Here is a 15,166-nt window from a genome sequence, read left to right on the forward strand (position 1 = left end):
GCCGAAAAGGTACACCTGTCTGCGGCGCGTCACGGTAGGTTTTCCTGACAATGCGCTGCGTGACGGCTCCGAACAGAGTAGCTTCGGGGCGCGACGTGTGCAGGGAGGACACCATCGTGGTGCAGGGCTCCGTCCTCGATCCCGACCTGGGGGATCACGTGTGCCTGCCGTTCGAGGACGAGCGCGAGCGGATGGCGGCCACGACGGCGTTCACGGTGAACGGCCTGCGCCGCCGCACCAAGGTGATGATCATCACCCATGCCGACAGCCCGGAGCGGACGCGCGGCTGGCTGGCGCCGCTCGTGCCGGGGTTCGCCGACGCCGAGTCGGCCGGGCAGGTCGAGATCCTGGCCTGCGCCGACACCCACTTCATCGACGGCCGGCTCGACCCGGATCGGGTGCTCAGGAAGCTGGCCGACGCCAAGGACCGGGCGCGCAAGCACGGGCAGCACGGCGTGTACGCCCTGGTCGACGCGTCCTGGGGGGTGTGCGACGCGCAGGGGCAGGCGGCGTTCGAGGCGGCGGCCAACGAGTTGTTCGGCGACCGGTGGCTGGCGGCCGTCTGCCAGTACGACCGCAACCTGTTCCCACGCGAGGCCATCGAACGGGCCATGTCCGTGCACCCGATCGCACCCGAGCAGGCGCTGCTGCGTTTCGCCAACGAGCCCGGCGGGCTGCGGGTCTGGGGCGACGTCGACCTGACCAACAGGCAGGCGTTCGCGTCGCTGCTGGGGCGGCTGGAGAAGGAGCCGGCCGAGGTAGTGATCGACGCGTCCGATCTCGCCTTCATCGACGCCGGCTCGGCGCAGCTGCTGACCGTCACGGCCATGGCCAGGCCCCGGGGGTCCACCGTGGTCGTGTGCGGCGAGTCCATGGCCAGGGTGCTCCGTCTGATCAGGGCGGATGAGTTCATCACCGTTCGCCGGGTGGGCGATGCGTAGACAGATATTGTGCGCGAGCTTCGCCCGCGGGCGCATCACGCTCCTTCGCAAGGCGGTCGCCGAGCACGCCGCCTACGAGGGGCTGAGCGGAAGGCGCCTGGAGGACTTCGTGCTCGCGGTCAACGAGATCACCACCAACGCCGTGGTCCACGGCGGAGGGTACGGTCGGCTGCGGCTGTGGTCGCACGGCGGCCGGTTGTGGTGCGAGGTGACCGACGAGGGGCCCGGGCTGCCCACGGGGTGGATGGGCGACACGCGGCCGCCCGCGGGGTTCGAGTTCCGCGGGCGGGGGTTGTGGTTGACACGGATGTTGTGCGAGCACATCACGATCGTGTCCGGGCCGGGGGGCACGACGGTGACCTTCGCCGCCGTGAACCCCTGATCACGAATGGGCGGCCGAGACCCAGGACGCGTGCAGGTCGGCGTACACGCCCGGCTCCTTGACCAGCTCGGCGTGCGGCCCGCGCTGCACCAGGCGGCCCGCGTCGAAGACCAGGACCTCGTCGGCGTTCTCCGCGGTCGACAGGCGGTGCGCGATCGAGATGGCCGTACGGCCCCGCGTGACGCCCTCCAGCGCCCGCGCGAGCCGTACCTCCGTCGCCGGGTCCACCGCCGAGGTGGCCTCGTCCAGCAGGAGCAGGTCGGGGTCGGCGAGGTAGGCGCGCGCCAGCGCGACGAGCTGCCGCTCGCCGGCCGACAGGGACTCGCCGCGCTGGCCCACGGATGTGTCCAGGCCCGCGGGCAGGCCCTCCAGCCAGTCGGCCAGACCCAGCTCGGTCATCGCGAGCTCGATCTCCTCGGTGGTGGCCGACGGCTTGCCGTAGCGGATGTTCTCCTCCAGCGTCCCGTCGAACAGGAAGCCGTCCTGCGGCACCATGACGATCCGCTCGCGCAGGGAGGAGAAGCGGATCTCGCGCAGGTCGCGGCCGTCCACCGTGACCCGTCCCGCGGCCGGGTCCATGAGGCGGGTCAGGAGTTTGGCGAACGTGGTCTTGCCCGATCCCGTCTCCCCCACCACGGCGACCCGGGAGCGCGGCGGGATCTCCAGCGTGATCTCCCGCAGCACGGGCGCGCCACCGGGATAGGAGAAGTGCACGTCCTCGAAGGCGACCGAGATGGGGCCGCGGGGCAGCTCCACGCCCTCGTCGCCGGGGTCGGCCACGTCGGGCGGGGTGTCGAGGACGCCGAGGATGCGGCGCCAGCCGGCGACGGCGTTCTGCGCCTCGTTCAGCACCTCGGTGGCGGTCTGCAGCGGCGAGACGAAGAGGGTGACCAGGAACAGGAACGCCACCAGCTCCCCCTGCGTGATGTCCCCTGACAGGCCGAGCCGCACGCCGAGCAGCACGATCCCGGCGATGGCGACGGCGGCCACGATCTCGGTCAGCGGGAAGACGAAGCCGACGATGGTCTGCGCCCTGACCTGGGCGCTCCTGTTGGCGTTCACGGCCTTGTCGATGCGCTCGGCGGTGCGGCGCTCGGAGGCGTACGCCCTGATGACGGCGGCCCCGACGACGGACTCGCTGACGGCCGCCAGCATGTCGCCGGTGCGCTCGCGCACGACCGTGTACGCCCGCGACAGCAGCTTCTGGAAGCGCGGCAGGGCGATCATCAGCGGGACGAAGCAGGCCCAGACGAGCAGCGTGAGCTGCCAGGAGTAGACGAACATCAGGGCGGTGGCCACGAAGAGCTGGCCGAACGCCACGATGATCATCAGCCCGCCCCACTGCATGAAGTTGCTGATCTGATCGATGTCGTTGGTGACGCGCGAGACCAGGGCGCCGCGCCGCTCGGTGTTCTGGGTGAGCACCGACAGGTCGTGCACGTGGCGGAAGCCGCGCACGCGCAGGGTCGCGAGGGACGACTCCGTCGCCTTGTAGAGGCGGACGTTCATGATGTACGCGGCGAGCGCCGTGAGCAGCACGGCCACCGCACATATCAGGACGGCTCGGGTGATGTAGGGAATGTCTGGAGAGCCGCTCTTGAGGCCCGTGTCGATCGTCTGCTGGACCGCGATCGGCACAATGATCTTGCCGGTGGTCGCCACGACGGCCAGCGCCAGCGTCCCCGCCAGCCCCTTGCGGAACTCGGGGGCGAGTGCGAGCCCTTGCCGGATCGTGTCCAGCGCGGAACGTTCGGAATTGCCCTGGATGCTCTGCGCCGTCATGCGCCGACCTCTTCCCCTTCCACTGTCACCTCTATGGCAGCGCGCTCGGCCTCCTCGCGCTCGTACGCGGTCACCAGGTTGCGGTAGCCGGCGCAGCGCTCGAGCAGCTCCTCGTGCGTCCCGCGGTCCACGACGCGGCCGTGGTCCAGGTAGACGACCTCGTCGGCCAGGGCGATCGTGGCCATCCGGTAGGCGACGACCACGACGGTCGACGCCTCGGCCGCGTCCCGCAACCCGTACAGGATCTTGGCCTCGACCTGCGGGTCCACGCTGGAGGTCGCGTCGTCGAGGATGAGCAGGCGCGGCCGGCGCACGACCGCGCGGGCCAGCGCGAGCCGCTGCCGCTGGCCGCCGGACAGGGACGCGCCGCGCTCGCCGACCCGGGTGTCGAGCCCGTCGGCGAGCCGGGCGACGAACCCTTCGGCCTGGGCCAGCCGCAGGGCCGCCCACACGTCCTCGTCGCTCGTCTCCAGCCCGAGCGCGATGTTGCCGCGCACGCTGTCGTCGAACAGGAACGTCTGCTGCGGCACGAGCGCCACCGACTCGGCGATGCCGCCGTAGGCGAGATCGCGCAGGTCGACGCCGTCGAGCAGCACGCGCCCTGAGTCGGGGTCCACGAGCCGGACGAGCAGCTGCACGAGCGTGGACTTGCCCGCTCCGGTGGGCCCCACCAGGGCCACGGTACGGCCGGCGGGCACGTCGAAGCTCACGTCGTGCAGCACCTCGGCCTCGCCGTAGGCGTAGGAGACGCCCGAGACCTCCAGCGCGGCCGGTGCGGAGGAGGCCGTGGCGGCCCCGCTGACTACGCTGCCGTACTCCATGGAGCCGGTCGCATCCAGCACCGCCTGCACCCGCTGCCAGCCGACGACGCTGCGTGGCAGCTCGGCCAGCACCCAGCCGAGCGCCCTGATCGGGAAGGCCAGCAGCGTGAACAGGTACGCCACCTGCACCAGGTCGCCGGAGCCGATCGAACCGGCCGACAGCCGCATCGCGCCGACGGCGAGCACCGCGAGCACGCCGATCGTCGGCAGGGCCTCAAGCAGCGGGTCGAACAGCCCGCGCACGCGCCCGACCGCGATGTTCGCATCGCGCAGCTCGTGGGCGCGCCGCCGGAACCGGTCGGTCTCCAGCCCCTCCCTGCCGAGGGTCTTGACGACGAGCGCGCCGTCGAAGCTCTCGTGCGCGATCTCGCTGACCTCGGCGCGCAACTGCTGGGCGCGGGTGGCGAGCGGGCTGAGCTGGCGCTGATAAATCAGGTTAAGTACGGCGATAGCTGGAAAAATCAGGAAACCGACCAAGGCGAGCGTGAGGTCGGTGAACACCATCGCGATCGCCGCGGTGAACAGCATGACGATCACGCCCACGGCCATCGGCAGCGGCGCGAGCGGCGCCCACGCGGCCTCGGCGTCGGCGCTGGCGTTCGACAGCAGCTGCCCGGTCGGGTGCCGATGGTGCCAGGACAACGGCAGCCGCAGGTACTGCTTGGTCACGTCCCTGCGCGACCTGGCCTGCATGCGGTACTGGATGACCCCGGCCAGGATGCGCCGCCCGGCCACGCCGAACGACTTGAGCAACGCCGCACCCAGGATCAGGAACGTGCCCACCCACAGCGCTCCCGAGGCGACGTTGCCCTGGGCGAACGTGGGCAGCACCACGTGCTGCGTCGCCCAGCCGAGCGCCCACGCGGAGCCCACGGTCATGCCGCCGTAGAGCGCGCTGGCCAGCACCGCCAGCGCGAACACCGCCTTCTCCGTGCGAATGGCCACCCCAAGGACACGGAGCCCTTGACGCATCACGGCCGAGGTGACCTTGGTCGCCACGCGGAATTGATCCCTTCAATCTGCCATTTCTACCTAAGTCACTATCTCTCCAGATCTGCACGTTATTCCCGCGGGTAGGGTTGCCCATGTGACTCATGCTCGCGACGAACGCTCCGCGCTCTGCGACCTGTTCGACCGCCTCGGCCCCGACGCGCCGACGCTCTGCACGGGCTGGAGCACGTACGATCTGGCCGCCCACCTGGTGCTGCGCGAGCGCAGGCCCGACGCGATGGGTGGCATCGCGATCAAGCCGCTGTCCGGCTACACCGCCTCCGTGCAGGACGGTCTCAAGGCCAGGCATCCCTACCCCGAGCTGGTCGGCGTCGTGCGCAAGCCGGGCGGCGTCTACGGGCTGCTGCCGTTCCTCGACGAGGCGGTCAACACGCTGGAGTTCTTCGTCCACCACGAGGACGTGCGCCGCGCCCAGCCGGAGTGGGAGCCCCGCGAGCTGTCCGAGGAGTTCGAGCAGCTCATCTGGAAGCGGGTCGCCTCGGGTGCCCGGCTGATGCTGCGCAAAGCGCCGGTCGGCGTGGTGCTGCACCGGCTCGGCGGCGGCGTGGTGCTCGGCGGTCCCCGCGGCGGCACCAGGGTGGAGGTCACGGGCCGGGCCGCCGAGCTGCTGATGTTCTGCTTCGGGCGGCAGCGGCACGCCCAGGTGGAGCTGACCGGCGACCCTGAGGCCGTCGACCGGCTCCGCGACGCCCCTCTGGGCGTGTAGCCGGGCCGTCCGGTGATCCGGATTGCCTATCGCAGAATTCCCGGTGTCGTAGGGGCTCGCGATCGGGTTCTAGCCCGTACCATGGCAGAGGAAAGAAGCCCCCCGGTTATGATCATGAACATCTTCACAGAAGATGCCGATGATCGCCCAGATCCGGGTATATACGGCTGGGAATGGACTGCAGGAGGCCCCCATGCAGGTCAAGAAGGTGCTCACCTACGTGGCTGTCGCGTTCGTGGTGTTCTACCTTTTCACCAAGCCGGCCCAGGCTGCGGCGGCGGTCAACGGAGTGTTTGATGGAATCCTCCAAGGCGCCAACCAACTGGCTGTCTTCTTTACAAATGTTCTGACCTGACGCGAGCTTCTGTCTGCGGTAGATGCTTCCCCGCGCTGCCAGATCGTGTTACGCAGGCAGAATGAGAGATCGCCCGAGCGGCACCAAGATCAATCAGCTCGATCCCAATGCGCGGCGGATCCTCGAGCGAACCGAGCTCGAGGGCATCGAGCTGATCCGTTTTCTCTACGCCGACCACGGAGGCGTGATCCGGGGTAAGGCGGCATCGCGGTCGCGGTTGGCCGAACGGCTCAGCACGGGCATCGGGCACACGGTGGCCATGATGGCGATGAACATGCTCGACCAGCTCCAGGAGGTCGAGCACATGGGTCCGGTGGGCGAGGTGCGCATCGTCCCCGACCCTGCCACGTACGTCCCGCTGCCCCACGCCCCCGGCGCGGCGGCGATGCTGTCGGACCTGCGCCTGCCGGACGGCAAGCCGTGGGGGGCCTGCCCACGCACCTTCCTCAAGGACGCCGTCGCCGAGCTGGCGACCGAGGGCTACACGCTGGTGGCGGCGTTCGAGCCGGAGTTCACCCTCGGCCGCCGCCTGCCGGACCCGACCGGCGGCCCCGACCGGCTGGTGCCCATGGATGACTCGCTCTGCTACGCGAACGTCGGGTTCGACATGGCCCACGACTACACGATCAAGCTCATCCACGCCCTGGAACAGCAGGGGCTGCGCGTCGAGCACTACCATCCCGAGCTCGGGCCGGGACAGCAGGAGCTGTCCGTACGCCACGCGCCCGCGCTGCGCGCCGCCGACAACCACGTCCTCTACCGCGAGACCGTGCGCGGGGTCGCCCTGCGCATGCAGATGTGGGCCACGCTCGCCCCCAAGCCGCTGGCCGACCAGGCGGGCAACGGGGCCCATCTGCATCTTTCGCTGTGGAACGACACGCAGAACGTGTTCGCCGAGGAGAGCGAGGTGCGCGACGGGTTCATCGGCGGCCTGCTCGCCCACCTGCCCGCCCTGACGGCGCTGACGTGCGGGAGCGTCAACAGCTTCCGGCGGCTGGCGCCCCGCATGTGGTCGAGCGCGTACGCCGTCTACGGGCCCGACAACCGGGAGGCCGCGGTCCGCGTGTGCTCGCCGCTGGGTGAGACCGGCGAGCCGAACCTGGAGCTCAAACCGTCGGACTCCTCCGCCAACCCCTACCTGTCGCTCGGGGCCGTCATCCACGCGGGCCTGGACGGCATCCGGCGCAAGCTGGACCCCGGACCCGCCGTGGACGTGGACCCGGACACGCGGCCCGGCCAGTACACGCGCCTGCCTTCGTCCCTGGACGAGGCGCTGGACGCGCTGGAGGCCGACGAGGTGCTCATGGAGGCCCTGGGGCCGCTGCGGCGCAGCGCGTACCTGGCCGTGAAACGCTCGGAGGCGGCGGCGTTCGCGGCCAAGGACGTCGCCTACGAGCTGTTCCACCACATGCGGGTGTTCTGACGGACCCCCGCCCGGCCGACGCGCGCGCGGCACCGCCCCGCGACACGGCGCCGCCCCACGACACGGCGCCGCATCACGACGGACGCGCGGTCAGCGGACCGGGTGGCCCGCCAGCCGGAGCGTGTCCTTGACCTCGGAGATCTTGAGCGTGCCGAAGTGGAACACCGAGGCCGCGAGCACCGCGTCGGCGCCCGCCGCCACCGCCGGAGGGAAGTCCTCCAGGCGGCCGGCGCCGCCGCTGGCGATCACCGGGACCCGCACCGCGGCCCGCACCGCGCGCAGCATCTCCAGGTCGTAGCCGTCGAGCGTGCCGTCACCGTCCATCGAGTTGAGCAGGATCTCGCCCACGCCCAGCTCCTCGCCGCGCGCCGCCCACTCGACCGCGTCGATCCCGGTGCCGCGCCGCCCGCCGTGCGTGGTGACCTCGAACCCGCTGGCGGTGCCGGGCGCGCGCCGGGCGTCCACGGACAGCACGATGCACTGGGCGCCGAACCGCCGGGACGCCTCGGTGAGCAGCTCGGGCCGGGCGATGGCGGCCGTGTTGAGCGACACCTTGTCGGCCCCGGCCCGCAGCAGCCGGTCGACGTCCTCGACCGCGCGCACGCCGCCGCCGACGGTCAACGGGATGAACACCTGCTCGGCCGTCCTGCGTACGACGTCGAGCATGGTCTCCCGCTCGCCGGACGACGCGGTGATGTCGAGGAAGGTGAGCTCGTCGGCGCCCTCCTCGTCGTAGCGCCTGGCCAGCTCGACGGGGTCGCCGGCGTCGCGCAGGTTCTCGAAGTTGACGCCCTTGACCACGCGCCCGGCGTCCACGTCGAGACAGGGGATGACTCTTACGGCTACGGTCATGCTCGAACAGCCTCGATTTCGATCTCGACCAGCATTCGAGGGTCGACCAGCCCGGCCACCCTCACTCCAGTGCAGGCGGGACGCACCTTTCCGAAGACCTCGCCGATGGCCTGCCCAACGAGGTCGAAGTGGCGCTGCTCCACCACATAGTAACGGACCATGACCACGTCCTCGCAGGTCAGACCGCCCATCGTGACGGCCTCCAGCGCGATGTCGATCGCGGTCAGGCTCTGTCTGTAGGCGTCGCCCACATGGCGCACCTCTCCGTCGACCGTGGCCGTGCAACCGGACACGATCACCCGATCACCCGCGATGACGGCGCGGGCGTAGCCGTACCTCTCCTCCCAGATGCCGCCGGAGAACACCCGCGAGCCGGTGCTTTCCATGCCGAAGATGCCAACGCTCATCTCGCCCCCTCCCGGCAAGAGCTACACGCGTACTGCGTCAAGCGCGTTTTCCAGTGTGAACGCGTGAGCGTAGAGCGCCCTGCCCACGATGGCCCCCTCCAGTCCGTCGGGAACGAGGGAGGCGAGTGCGACCAGGTCATCCAGGCTGGAGACGCCGCCGCTGGCCACGACGGGCCGGCCGGTGCGGGCCAGGATCCGGCGGTAGAGGTCGAGATTGGGACCCTGGAGCATGCCGTCCTTGGTCACGTCGGTGACGACGTAGCGGGGGCAGCCGTCGGACTCGAGCCGGTCGAGGACCTCCCACAGATCCCCGGCCTCCTCGGTCCAGCCCCTGGCCGCCAGCGTGGTGCCGCGCACGTCCAGCCCGACCGCGATCTTGTCGCCGTGCTCGGCGATGATCTTCCGGCACCAGCCGGGATTCTCCAGGGCCGCGGTGCCGATGTTGACCCGGCGGCAACCGGTGGCCAGCGCGGCCGCCAGGGAGTCGTCGTCGCGGATGCCGCCGGACAACTCCACGTTCACGTCGAGCCTGCCGATGACGTCGGCGATCAGCTCCCGGTTGCTCCCCCGGCCGAACGCGGCGTCGAGGTCGACCAGATGGATCCACTCGGCGCCCGCCTCCTGCCAGGCCAGCGCGGCGGCGAGCGGCTCTCCGTAACCGGTCTCGGTGCCGGCCTCGCCCTGCACCAGGCGTACGGCCTGGCCGTCGACGACATCCACGGCGGGCAGCAATACGAGCGACATTCAGGTCCTCCGGTCGAAAGCGAGGGTCACGACAACGGGCGCGAGCAGCAGCGAGAAGACGAACACACCGAAACTGAGGAAGACCGATCCCCACATCAGCCAGACGATCGCCTGCACGAACAGGAAGCCCAGCGCGATCATGATGTTCTGGGCGCGGTGACGACGGGCGATCAGGCCGCCCTGGCGGTAGAACCGCACCGGGCGCGGGGTCAGCCTGGCCAGGAGCGCGCGGCGGCGCGCCCGGCGCGCCTGCCGCTCCTCGTTGACCCGGATCGCGCGCGCCCGCTCCGCCTCCCGCTCGGCCCGCCGGCGCGCACGCTCCTTGCTCATGGTGTCCCGGACCGGGTTCTCGAGGCGCTCACAGCGTCTGCAGCCAGTTCTTCAGCAGCACGGCCCCGGCGTCGGCGGACTTCTCGGGGTGGAACTGGGTGGCCATGAGCGGGCCGTTCTCCACGGCGGCCACGAACGGCACGCCGTGCTCGGCCCAGGTGACGAGCGGCTCGGCGAACCCGTCGCCGGCATGCAGCTCCCACTCGCGCACGCCGTAGGAGTGGACGAAGTAGAAGCGGGTCGCGGCGTCGAGACCGGCGAACAGCACGCTGCCCGCGGGCGCCTTGACCGTGTTCCACCCCATGTGGGGCAGCACGGGCGCGTCGAGCCGTTCGACCGTGCCGGGCCACTCGCCGCAGCCCTCGGTCTCCACGCCGTGCTCGACGCCCCTGGCGAACAGGATTTGCATGCCGACGCAGATGCCCAGCACCGGACGCCCGCCGGACAGGCGGCGGCCGATGATCTGTTCGCCGCGCACGCTCTTGAGCCCGGTCATGCACGCCTCGAACGCGCCGACCCCAGGCACCACCAGCCCGTCGGCGTTGAGGGCGGCGTCGAAGTCGGGCGTCACGGTCACCTCGGCGCCCACCCTGGCCAGCGCCCGCTCGGCCGAGCGCAGGTTGCCCGAGCCGTAGTCGAGGATGACGATGTTCTTCTTCACCACCAGAGCACCCCTGCCGTGATCGCCATCGCGGCGCCCAGCGCGCAGATGGCCGCACCGATCTTGAGACCCTGCCTGAACAGGGAGAACACTCCGCCGATGAGGAACAGCCCGAGGAAGACCATCACGCCGGCGATGAGGTTGTCGGTCATAGGACGCCCTTGGTGCTGGGCACGCCCGTGGCGCGCGGGTCGAGCTCGGACGCCTCGCGCAGTGCCCTGGCCAGGGCCTTGAACTGGGCCTCGACGATGTGGTGGGCGTTGCGCCCGTACGGGACGTGGACGTGCAGGCAGATCGCGGCCTGCGCGACGAGCGACTCCAGGATGTGGCGCGTCATCGTCGTGTCGTAGTCGGGGCCGATCATCGGCGCCATGCCCTCGGGCTCGGAGTGCACGAGGTATGGTCGCCCGGACAGGTCGACGGTGACCTGGGCCAGCGACTCGTCCAGCGGGCACGACGCGCTGCCGAACCTCCTGATGCCCGACTTGTCGCCCAACGCCTCGCGGAACGCCGCGCCCAGCGCGAGCGCGGTGTCCTCGATCGTGTGGTGGGAGTCGATGTGCAGGTCGCCCTCGGTCTTGACCGTCAGGTCGAACAGCCCGTGCTTGCCGAGCTGGGCCAGCATGTGGTCGAAGAACCCGACCCCGGTCGCGACCTCGACCCGGCCGGTGCCGTCGAGGCCGACCTCCACCAGGACCGAGGTCTCCTTCGTAACGCGCTCGACGCGGCCTACGCGACTCACAAGACTCCTTCCAGGGCGGCGCGGAAGGCCGCCATCTCCTCACCGGTGCCGATCGACACCCGCAGCCATTGTGGCGGGCCGACCTCGCGGATGAGCACTCCGCCCGCCAGCAGCCCCTCCCACACCTTGCGCCGGTCGGGGAAGCGCCCGAACAGCACGAAGTTCGCGTCGGAGTCGGCCACGGCCAGGCCCTTGGCGCGCAGCCACGCGACCGTGTCGTCGCGCTCGCGGCGCAGCGCGTCGACCGTGCCCAGCAGCTCGGCGCGGTGCCGCAGCGCCACGCGCGCGGCCGCCTGGGTGAGCGTCGACAGGTGGTACGGCAGCCGCACCAGCAGCAGCGCCTCCACCACGGCCGGGTGGGCGGCAAGGTAGCCGAGCCGGGTGCCCGCCATGGCGAACGCCTTGGACATCGTCCTGGTGACGATCAGCCTCGGGTGCTCGGGCAGCAGGGTGAGCGCCGACGGCGTGCCCTCGCGGGCGAACTCGGCGTAGGCCTCGTCCACCACGACCATGCCCTTGGCCGCCGCCAGCACGGCCTTGATCGTCTCCAGCGGCTGCGCGGTGCCGGTCGGGTTGTTGGGCGAGGCCAGGAACACGATGTCGGGCTGGTGCTCCTCGATCGCCGCCGTCGCCTTGCCGGGGTCGATGGAGAAGTCGTCCTCGCGGTTGGCCGCGATCCACTCGGTGTTGGTGCCGCTGGTGATGATCGGGTGCATCGAGTATGACGGCTCGAACCCGATGGCCGTGCGCCCGTGGCCGCCGAAGGCCTGCAGGATCTGCTGGAGCACCTCGTTGGAGCCGTTGGCGGCCCACACCTGCTCGGTGGTCAGCCCGTGGCCGAGGTAGGCGGCCAGGTCGGCACGCAGGGCCGTGGCGTCCCTGTCGGGGTAGCGGTTGAGGTCTCCGGCGCTCGCCCGGACCGCCTCGGCCAGGTCGGCGACCAGCTCGGGCGAGGGCGGGTAGGGGTTTTCGTTGGTGTTGAGCCTGACGGGGACGTCGATCTGGGGCGCGCCGTACGGCGACTTGCCGCGAAGATCGTCCCTGATGGGCAGGTCGTCGAGGTTCACGAGGTCTCCGTGGGAACTTGCCAGTCGAATCGGGCGCGGACGGCGGCGCCGTGGGCCGGAAGGTCCTCGGCGTCGGCCAGGACCGACACATGGGCCGCCGCGTCCGCGAGCGCCTCTCGGGTGTAGTCGACGACGTGGATGCCGCGCAGGAACGACTGCACCGACAGGCCGCTGGAGTGGCAGGCGCAGCCGCCGGTGGGCAGCACGTGGTTGGAGCCGGCGAGGTAGTCGCCCAGCGACACCGGCGCGTACGGGCCCACGAAGATCGCCCCGGCGTTCCGGATTTTTCCGGCTATTTCCGCGGCGTCGGCGGTGTGGATCTCCAGGTGCTCGGCCGCGTACGCGTCCACGACCTTGATCCCGTCCTCGATGGAGTCGACCAGCACGATGCCCGACTGCCGGCCGCTCAGCGCCTCGGCGATGCGCTCGGAGTGCTTGGTCGCCGACACCTGGCCCGGCAGCTCCTTCTCGACCGCGTCGGCCAGCTCGGCGCTGGTGGTGACCAGCACGGCGGCGGCGATCACGTCGTGCTCGGCCTGGCTGATCAGGTCGGCGGCCACGTGGACCGGGTCGGCCGTCTCGTCGGCCAGGATGGCGATCTCGGTCGGGCCCGCCTCGGAGTCGATGCCGATGCGGCCCTTGAGCAGCCGCTTGGCCGCCGCCACCCAGATGTTGCCCGGACCGGTCACCATCGTGGCGGGCGGGCACTCCTCCGTGCCGTAGGCGAACATGGCCACTGCCTGCGCCCCGCCCACCGAGTAGACCTCGTCCACGCCGAGCAGCGCGCACGCGGCCAGGATCGTGGGGTGCGGCAACCCGCCGTACGCCTGCTGCGCCGGGCTGGTCACGGCCAGCGAGCCGACGCCGGCCTCCTGGGCCGGGACGACGTTCATCACCACGCTGGACGGATAGACCGCGCGGCCGCCGGGGACGTACAGGCCCACGCGGTCGACCGGCACCCACCGCTCGGTCACGGTGCCGCCGGGCACGACCTGGGTGGTGACGTCAGAGCGCCGCTGGTCGCGGTGGACCAGCCTGGCCCGCCTGATCGACTCTTCCAGCGCCGCCCGCACCTTGGGGTCGAGCTCGCTCAGCGCTCGCTCGATGGCCTCGGCGGGGACGCGGGTGGTGGTGATCTCGACACCGTCGAACCTGGCGGTCAGCTCCCGTACGGCTGCCGCCCCGCGATGGCGCACGTCGTCGCAGATGGGCCGCACCTTCTCCAGGGCGGCCTCGACGTCGAGCTCGGCGCGGGGCAGCACGTCGCGCAGGTTCTCCGGCAGGGAACCGCGCATGTCGATACGGGAAATCACCCGTACAGTCTACGGAGTCCGGCCCCCGAATCGGGTTTTGTCCACCATCCGGGACGCCCGCCACCCGCCATTCGGGACGCCCGCCACCCGCGATCCCTGCGGGAATGCAGGGCGGCCGTGGGCGACGCTCGCCGACGTCGCGCCCACGGCCGCCGCGACCCCGGACCGGGCCTGCCGGGGCAGCCGCCGCGACCGTCACGGGGGGGTACGGCCACGGCCGGGAAAGCTCAGGACCACACCACTGCCCGCCAGGAGCACTCCCCTAACGTGTCACGCCAAAAAAGCGCCAAGCAGTTTTTGCCGAGCGGCCACAGAGGCACGTGTCGCGGCGCAGCGAGTCACACCGGCCATCGAGGCCAGGTGAGTACTTTCACATTGCGTGTCCATTATGTCCGAGCCCATACGCTTGCCGCGTGGGACAGTGGCGAGGCCCGGACGGGCTCCTGGTGGAGGCGATCATCTTGGACGATCGCCCGCTGTTGCGTGTCTCGCACCAGGTCAACGGCAGGACGTACCTCCGCGGCTACTGCGCCACCGTCATCGAGCTGGCCGCCCACGGCGTGGACCTGGCCGAGCTCGTCGAAGATCACCCGACTTGACCATTGGCAGGGCATGCACCATGGTTCGGCTGCCGGCCTACACGCCGATGCTGGCCCAGCTCGGCTCACTCAACTCCGTCCAGGGCGCCGGCTGGGCCGTGGAGATGAAATGGGACGGCGTGCGCGCCCTCGCCTACATCGACGACGGCGCCGTCCGCCTGATGTCGCGCAACAACAAGGACATCACCCCCGCCTACCCCGAGCTCCAGCTCATGGCCGGCGCCACCGGCGGGCACGCGGCCGTGATCGACGGGGAGATCGTGGCGTTCGACGAGACCGGGCGGCCCAGCTTCGAGGCGCTGCAGCCCCGGATGCACCAGCGCAACCCCGCGGCGATCGCGGAGCTGACCAGGTCGGTCCCGGTGACGTACATGGCCTTCGACATCCTGCACCTCGACGACGAAAGCACCATCGCCCGCCCGTACACCCGGCGCAGGGAGCTGCTCGAGACCACGTTCACGCCCGGCTACCGGTGGGAGGTGCCGGTGTGGTTCGCCGACCACGCCGGGCTCGCGTTCGACTCCTCCAGGCAGCTGGGGCTCGAAGGGGTCGTGTGCAAGCGGATGGGCTCGCCGTACCGGCCGGGCAGGCGCAGCGCCGACTGGACGAAGGTCAAGAACGTGCGCGCCGTCGAGGTCGTGGTCGGCGGATGGAAGCCCGGGGGCGGGCGGCGGTCCGGGATGCTCGGGTCGCTGCTGCTCGGCGCGTACGACCCCCAGGGCCGGCTGCGGTACGTCGGGCACGTCGGCACCGGGTTCACCGAGGCCGCGCTGCGCGACCTGGGCGAGCGCCTCGCGCAGCTGCAGCGGCCCGACCCGCCGTTCGACGAGCCCGTGCCGCGCGAGCACGGCAGGGACGCCCGCTGGGTCGAGCCGCGCCTGGTCGGTGAGGTGCAGTACGCCGAGGTCACCGGCGACGGCCGGCTGCGCCACCCGTCCTGGCGCGGGGTACGACCGGATCGCGAGCCGCACGAGGCCACCACGGCGGAGATCCTGCCGGGCCGCGACACCGACGAGGCAGCCGGCTGACC

At 71.0% G+C, this 15,166-nt stretch carries 18 protein-coding genes; 7 read left to right on the plus strand and 11 right to left on the minus strand.

Annotated features, from left to right (window positions below; all coding sequences use genetic code 11):
• Positions 1 to 59: 59 nt before the first annotated feature.
• On the plus strand, positions 60 to 941 hold the full coding sequence (locus tag ABN273_RS07605) for an MEDS and STAS domain-containing protein (protein WP_349447930.1): 882 nt from the start codon (positions 60 to 62) through the stop codon (positions 939 to 941).
• Positions 934 to 1,323, plus strand: a complete 390-nt coding sequence (locus tag ABN273_RS07610) for an ATP-binding protein (RefSeq protein ID WP_349447931.1) — start codon at positions 934 to 936, stop codon at positions 1,321 to 1,323. The genes ABN273_RS07605 and ABN273_RS07610 overlap by 8 nt, the downstream gene beginning before the upstream one ends.
• On the opposite strand, the gene ABN273_RS07615 is transcribed toward ABN273_RS07610, so the two are convergent.
• Together ABN273_RS07615 and ABN273_RS07620 are read right to left on the minus strand one after the other, a co-directional pair.
• Positions 1,324 to 3,105, minus strand: a complete 1,782-nt coding sequence (locus ABN273_RS07615; protein WP_349447932.1) for an ABC transporter ATP-binding protein — start codon at positions 3,103 to 3,105, stop codon at positions 1,324 to 1,326.
• Positions 3,102 to 4,898 carry an ABC transporter ATP-binding protein gene (locus ABN273_RS07620; protein WP_349448253.1) on the minus strand — a complete coding sequence of 599 codons (1,797 nt, stop codon included), beginning with the start codon at positions 4,896 to 4,898 and terminating at the stop codon, positions 3,102 to 3,104. The genes ABN273_RS07615 and ABN273_RS07620 overlap by 4 nt, the downstream gene beginning before the upstream one ends.
• Positions 4,899 to 5,013: 115 nt before the next feature.
• Here ABN273_RS07620 and ABN273_RS07625 point away from each other — a divergent pair, with 115 nt between their 5' ends.
• From ABN273_RS07625 to ABN273_RS07635, 3 genes are all read left to right on the plus strand, one after another.
• Positions 5,014 to 5,643 (plus strand): TIGR03085 family metal-binding protein, encoded by a 630-nt coding sequence (locus ABN273_RS07625; protein ID WP_349447933.1) that lies wholly within the window; start codon positions 5,014 to 5,016, stop codon positions 5,641 to 5,643.
• A gap of 139 nt (positions 5,644 to 5,782) precedes the next feature.
• Positions 5,783 to 5,998, plus strand: coding sequence for a hypothetical protein (locus ABN273_RS07630; protein ID WP_344985121.1), 216 nt, complete (start codon positions 5,783 to 5,785; stop codon positions 5,996 to 5,998).
• Positions 5,999 to 6,059: 61 nt separating this feature from the next.
• Positions 6,060 to 7,421: a glutamine synthetase family protein gene (locus tag ABN273_RS07635; RefSeq protein WP_349447934.1), complete on the plus strand. Its 1,362-nt coding sequence runs from the start codon at positions 6,060 to 6,062 to the stop codon at positions 7,419 to 7,421.
• 90 nt (positions 7,422 to 7,511) lie between these two features.
• Here the strand turns inward: ABN273_RS07635 and hisF are convergent, their stop codons facing one another.
• The 9 genes from hisF to hisD are packed head-to-tail and all read right to left on the minus strand — an operon-like array spanning position 7,512 to position 13,537.
• Complete coding sequence (gene hisF, locus ABN273_RS07640; RefSeq protein WP_349447935.1) at positions 7,512 to 8,273, minus strand: imidazole glycerol phosphate synthase subunit HisF; 762 nt, start codon at positions 8,271 to 8,273, stop codon at positions 7,512 to 7,514.
• A complete protein-coding gene (locus ABN273_RS07645; RefSeq protein ID WP_349447936.1) occupies positions 8,270 to 8,680 on the minus strand; it encodes a Rid family hydrolase in 411 nt (136 codons plus the stop codon). Before ABN273_RS07645 ends, hisF begins: the two co-directional genes overlap by 4 nt.
• A 21-nt stretch (positions 8,681 to 8,701) precedes the next feature.
• Positions 8,702 to 9,424 (minus strand): bifunctional 1-(5-phosphoribosyl)-5-((5-phosphoribosylamino)methylideneamino)imidazole-4-carboxamide isomerase/phosphoribosylanthranilate isomerase PriA, encoded by a 723-nt coding sequence (priA, locus tag ABN273_RS07650; protein WP_349447937.1) that lies wholly within the window; start codon positions 9,422 to 9,424, stop codon positions 8,702 to 8,704.
• Positions 9,425 to 9,754: a hypothetical protein gene (locus ABN273_RS07655; protein WP_349447938.1), complete on the minus strand. Its 330-nt coding sequence runs from the start codon at positions 9,752 to 9,754 to the stop codon at positions 9,425 to 9,427.
• A gap of 28 nt (positions 9,755 to 9,782) precedes the next feature.
• Entirely contained in the window at positions 9,783 to 10,415 is a 633-nt protein-coding gene (hisH, locus tag ABN273_RS07660) for an imidazole glycerol phosphate synthase subunit HisH (RefSeq protein ID WP_349447939.1), read from the minus strand.
• A complete protein-coding gene (locus ABN273_RS07665) occupies positions 10,412 to 10,567 on the minus strand; it encodes a CG2302 family histidine operon protein (RefSeq protein ID WP_349447940.1) in 156 nt (51 codons plus the stop codon). Before ABN273_RS07665 ends, hisH begins: the two co-directional genes overlap by 4 nt.
• Positions 10,564 to 11,157 (minus strand): imidazoleglycerol-phosphate dehydratase HisB, encoded by a 594-nt coding sequence (gene hisB / locus ABN273_RS07670; RefSeq protein WP_349447941.1) that lies wholly within the window; start codon positions 11,155 to 11,157, stop codon positions 10,564 to 10,566. The genes ABN273_RS07665 and hisB overlap by 4 nt, the downstream gene beginning before the upstream one ends.
• Positions 11,154 to 12,224, minus strand: a complete 1,071-nt coding sequence (locus tag ABN273_RS07675) for a histidinol-phosphate transaminase (protein ID WP_349447942.1) — start codon at positions 12,222 to 12,224, stop codon at positions 11,154 to 11,156. Before ABN273_RS07675 ends, hisB begins: the two co-directional genes overlap by 4 nt.
• The gene (hisD, locus tag ABN273_RS07680) at positions 12,221 to 13,537 is read right to left on the minus strand and encodes a histidinol dehydrogenase (RefSeq protein ID WP_349447943.1); all 1,317 of its coding nucleotides are present in this window, start codon (positions 13,535 to 13,537) and stop codon (positions 12,221 to 12,223) included. Before hisD ends, ABN273_RS07675 begins: the two co-directional genes overlap by 4 nt.
• 413 nt (positions 13,538 to 13,950) lie before the next feature.
• Here hisD and ABN273_RS07685 point away from each other — a divergent pair, with 413 nt between their 5' ends.
• The gene (locus ABN273_RS07685; protein WP_349447944.1) at positions 13,951 to 14,136 is read left to right on the plus strand and encodes a hypothetical protein; all 186 of its coding nucleotides are present in this window, start codon (positions 13,951 to 13,953) and stop codon (positions 14,134 to 14,136) included.
• Positions 14,137 to 14,156: 20 nt separating this feature from the next.
• Positions 14,157 to 15,164, plus strand: a complete 1,008-nt coding sequence (ligD, locus tag ABN273_RS07690; protein ID WP_349447945.1) for a non-homologous end-joining DNA ligase — start codon at positions 14,157 to 14,159, stop codon at positions 15,162 to 15,164.
• Positions 15,165 to 15,166 lie beyond the last annotated feature (2 nt).

The organism is Nonomuraea sp. B19D2, from assembly GCF_040137845.1.
Lineage (GTDB): Bacteria > Actinomycetota > Actinomycetes > Streptosporangiales > Streptosporangiaceae > Nonomuraea.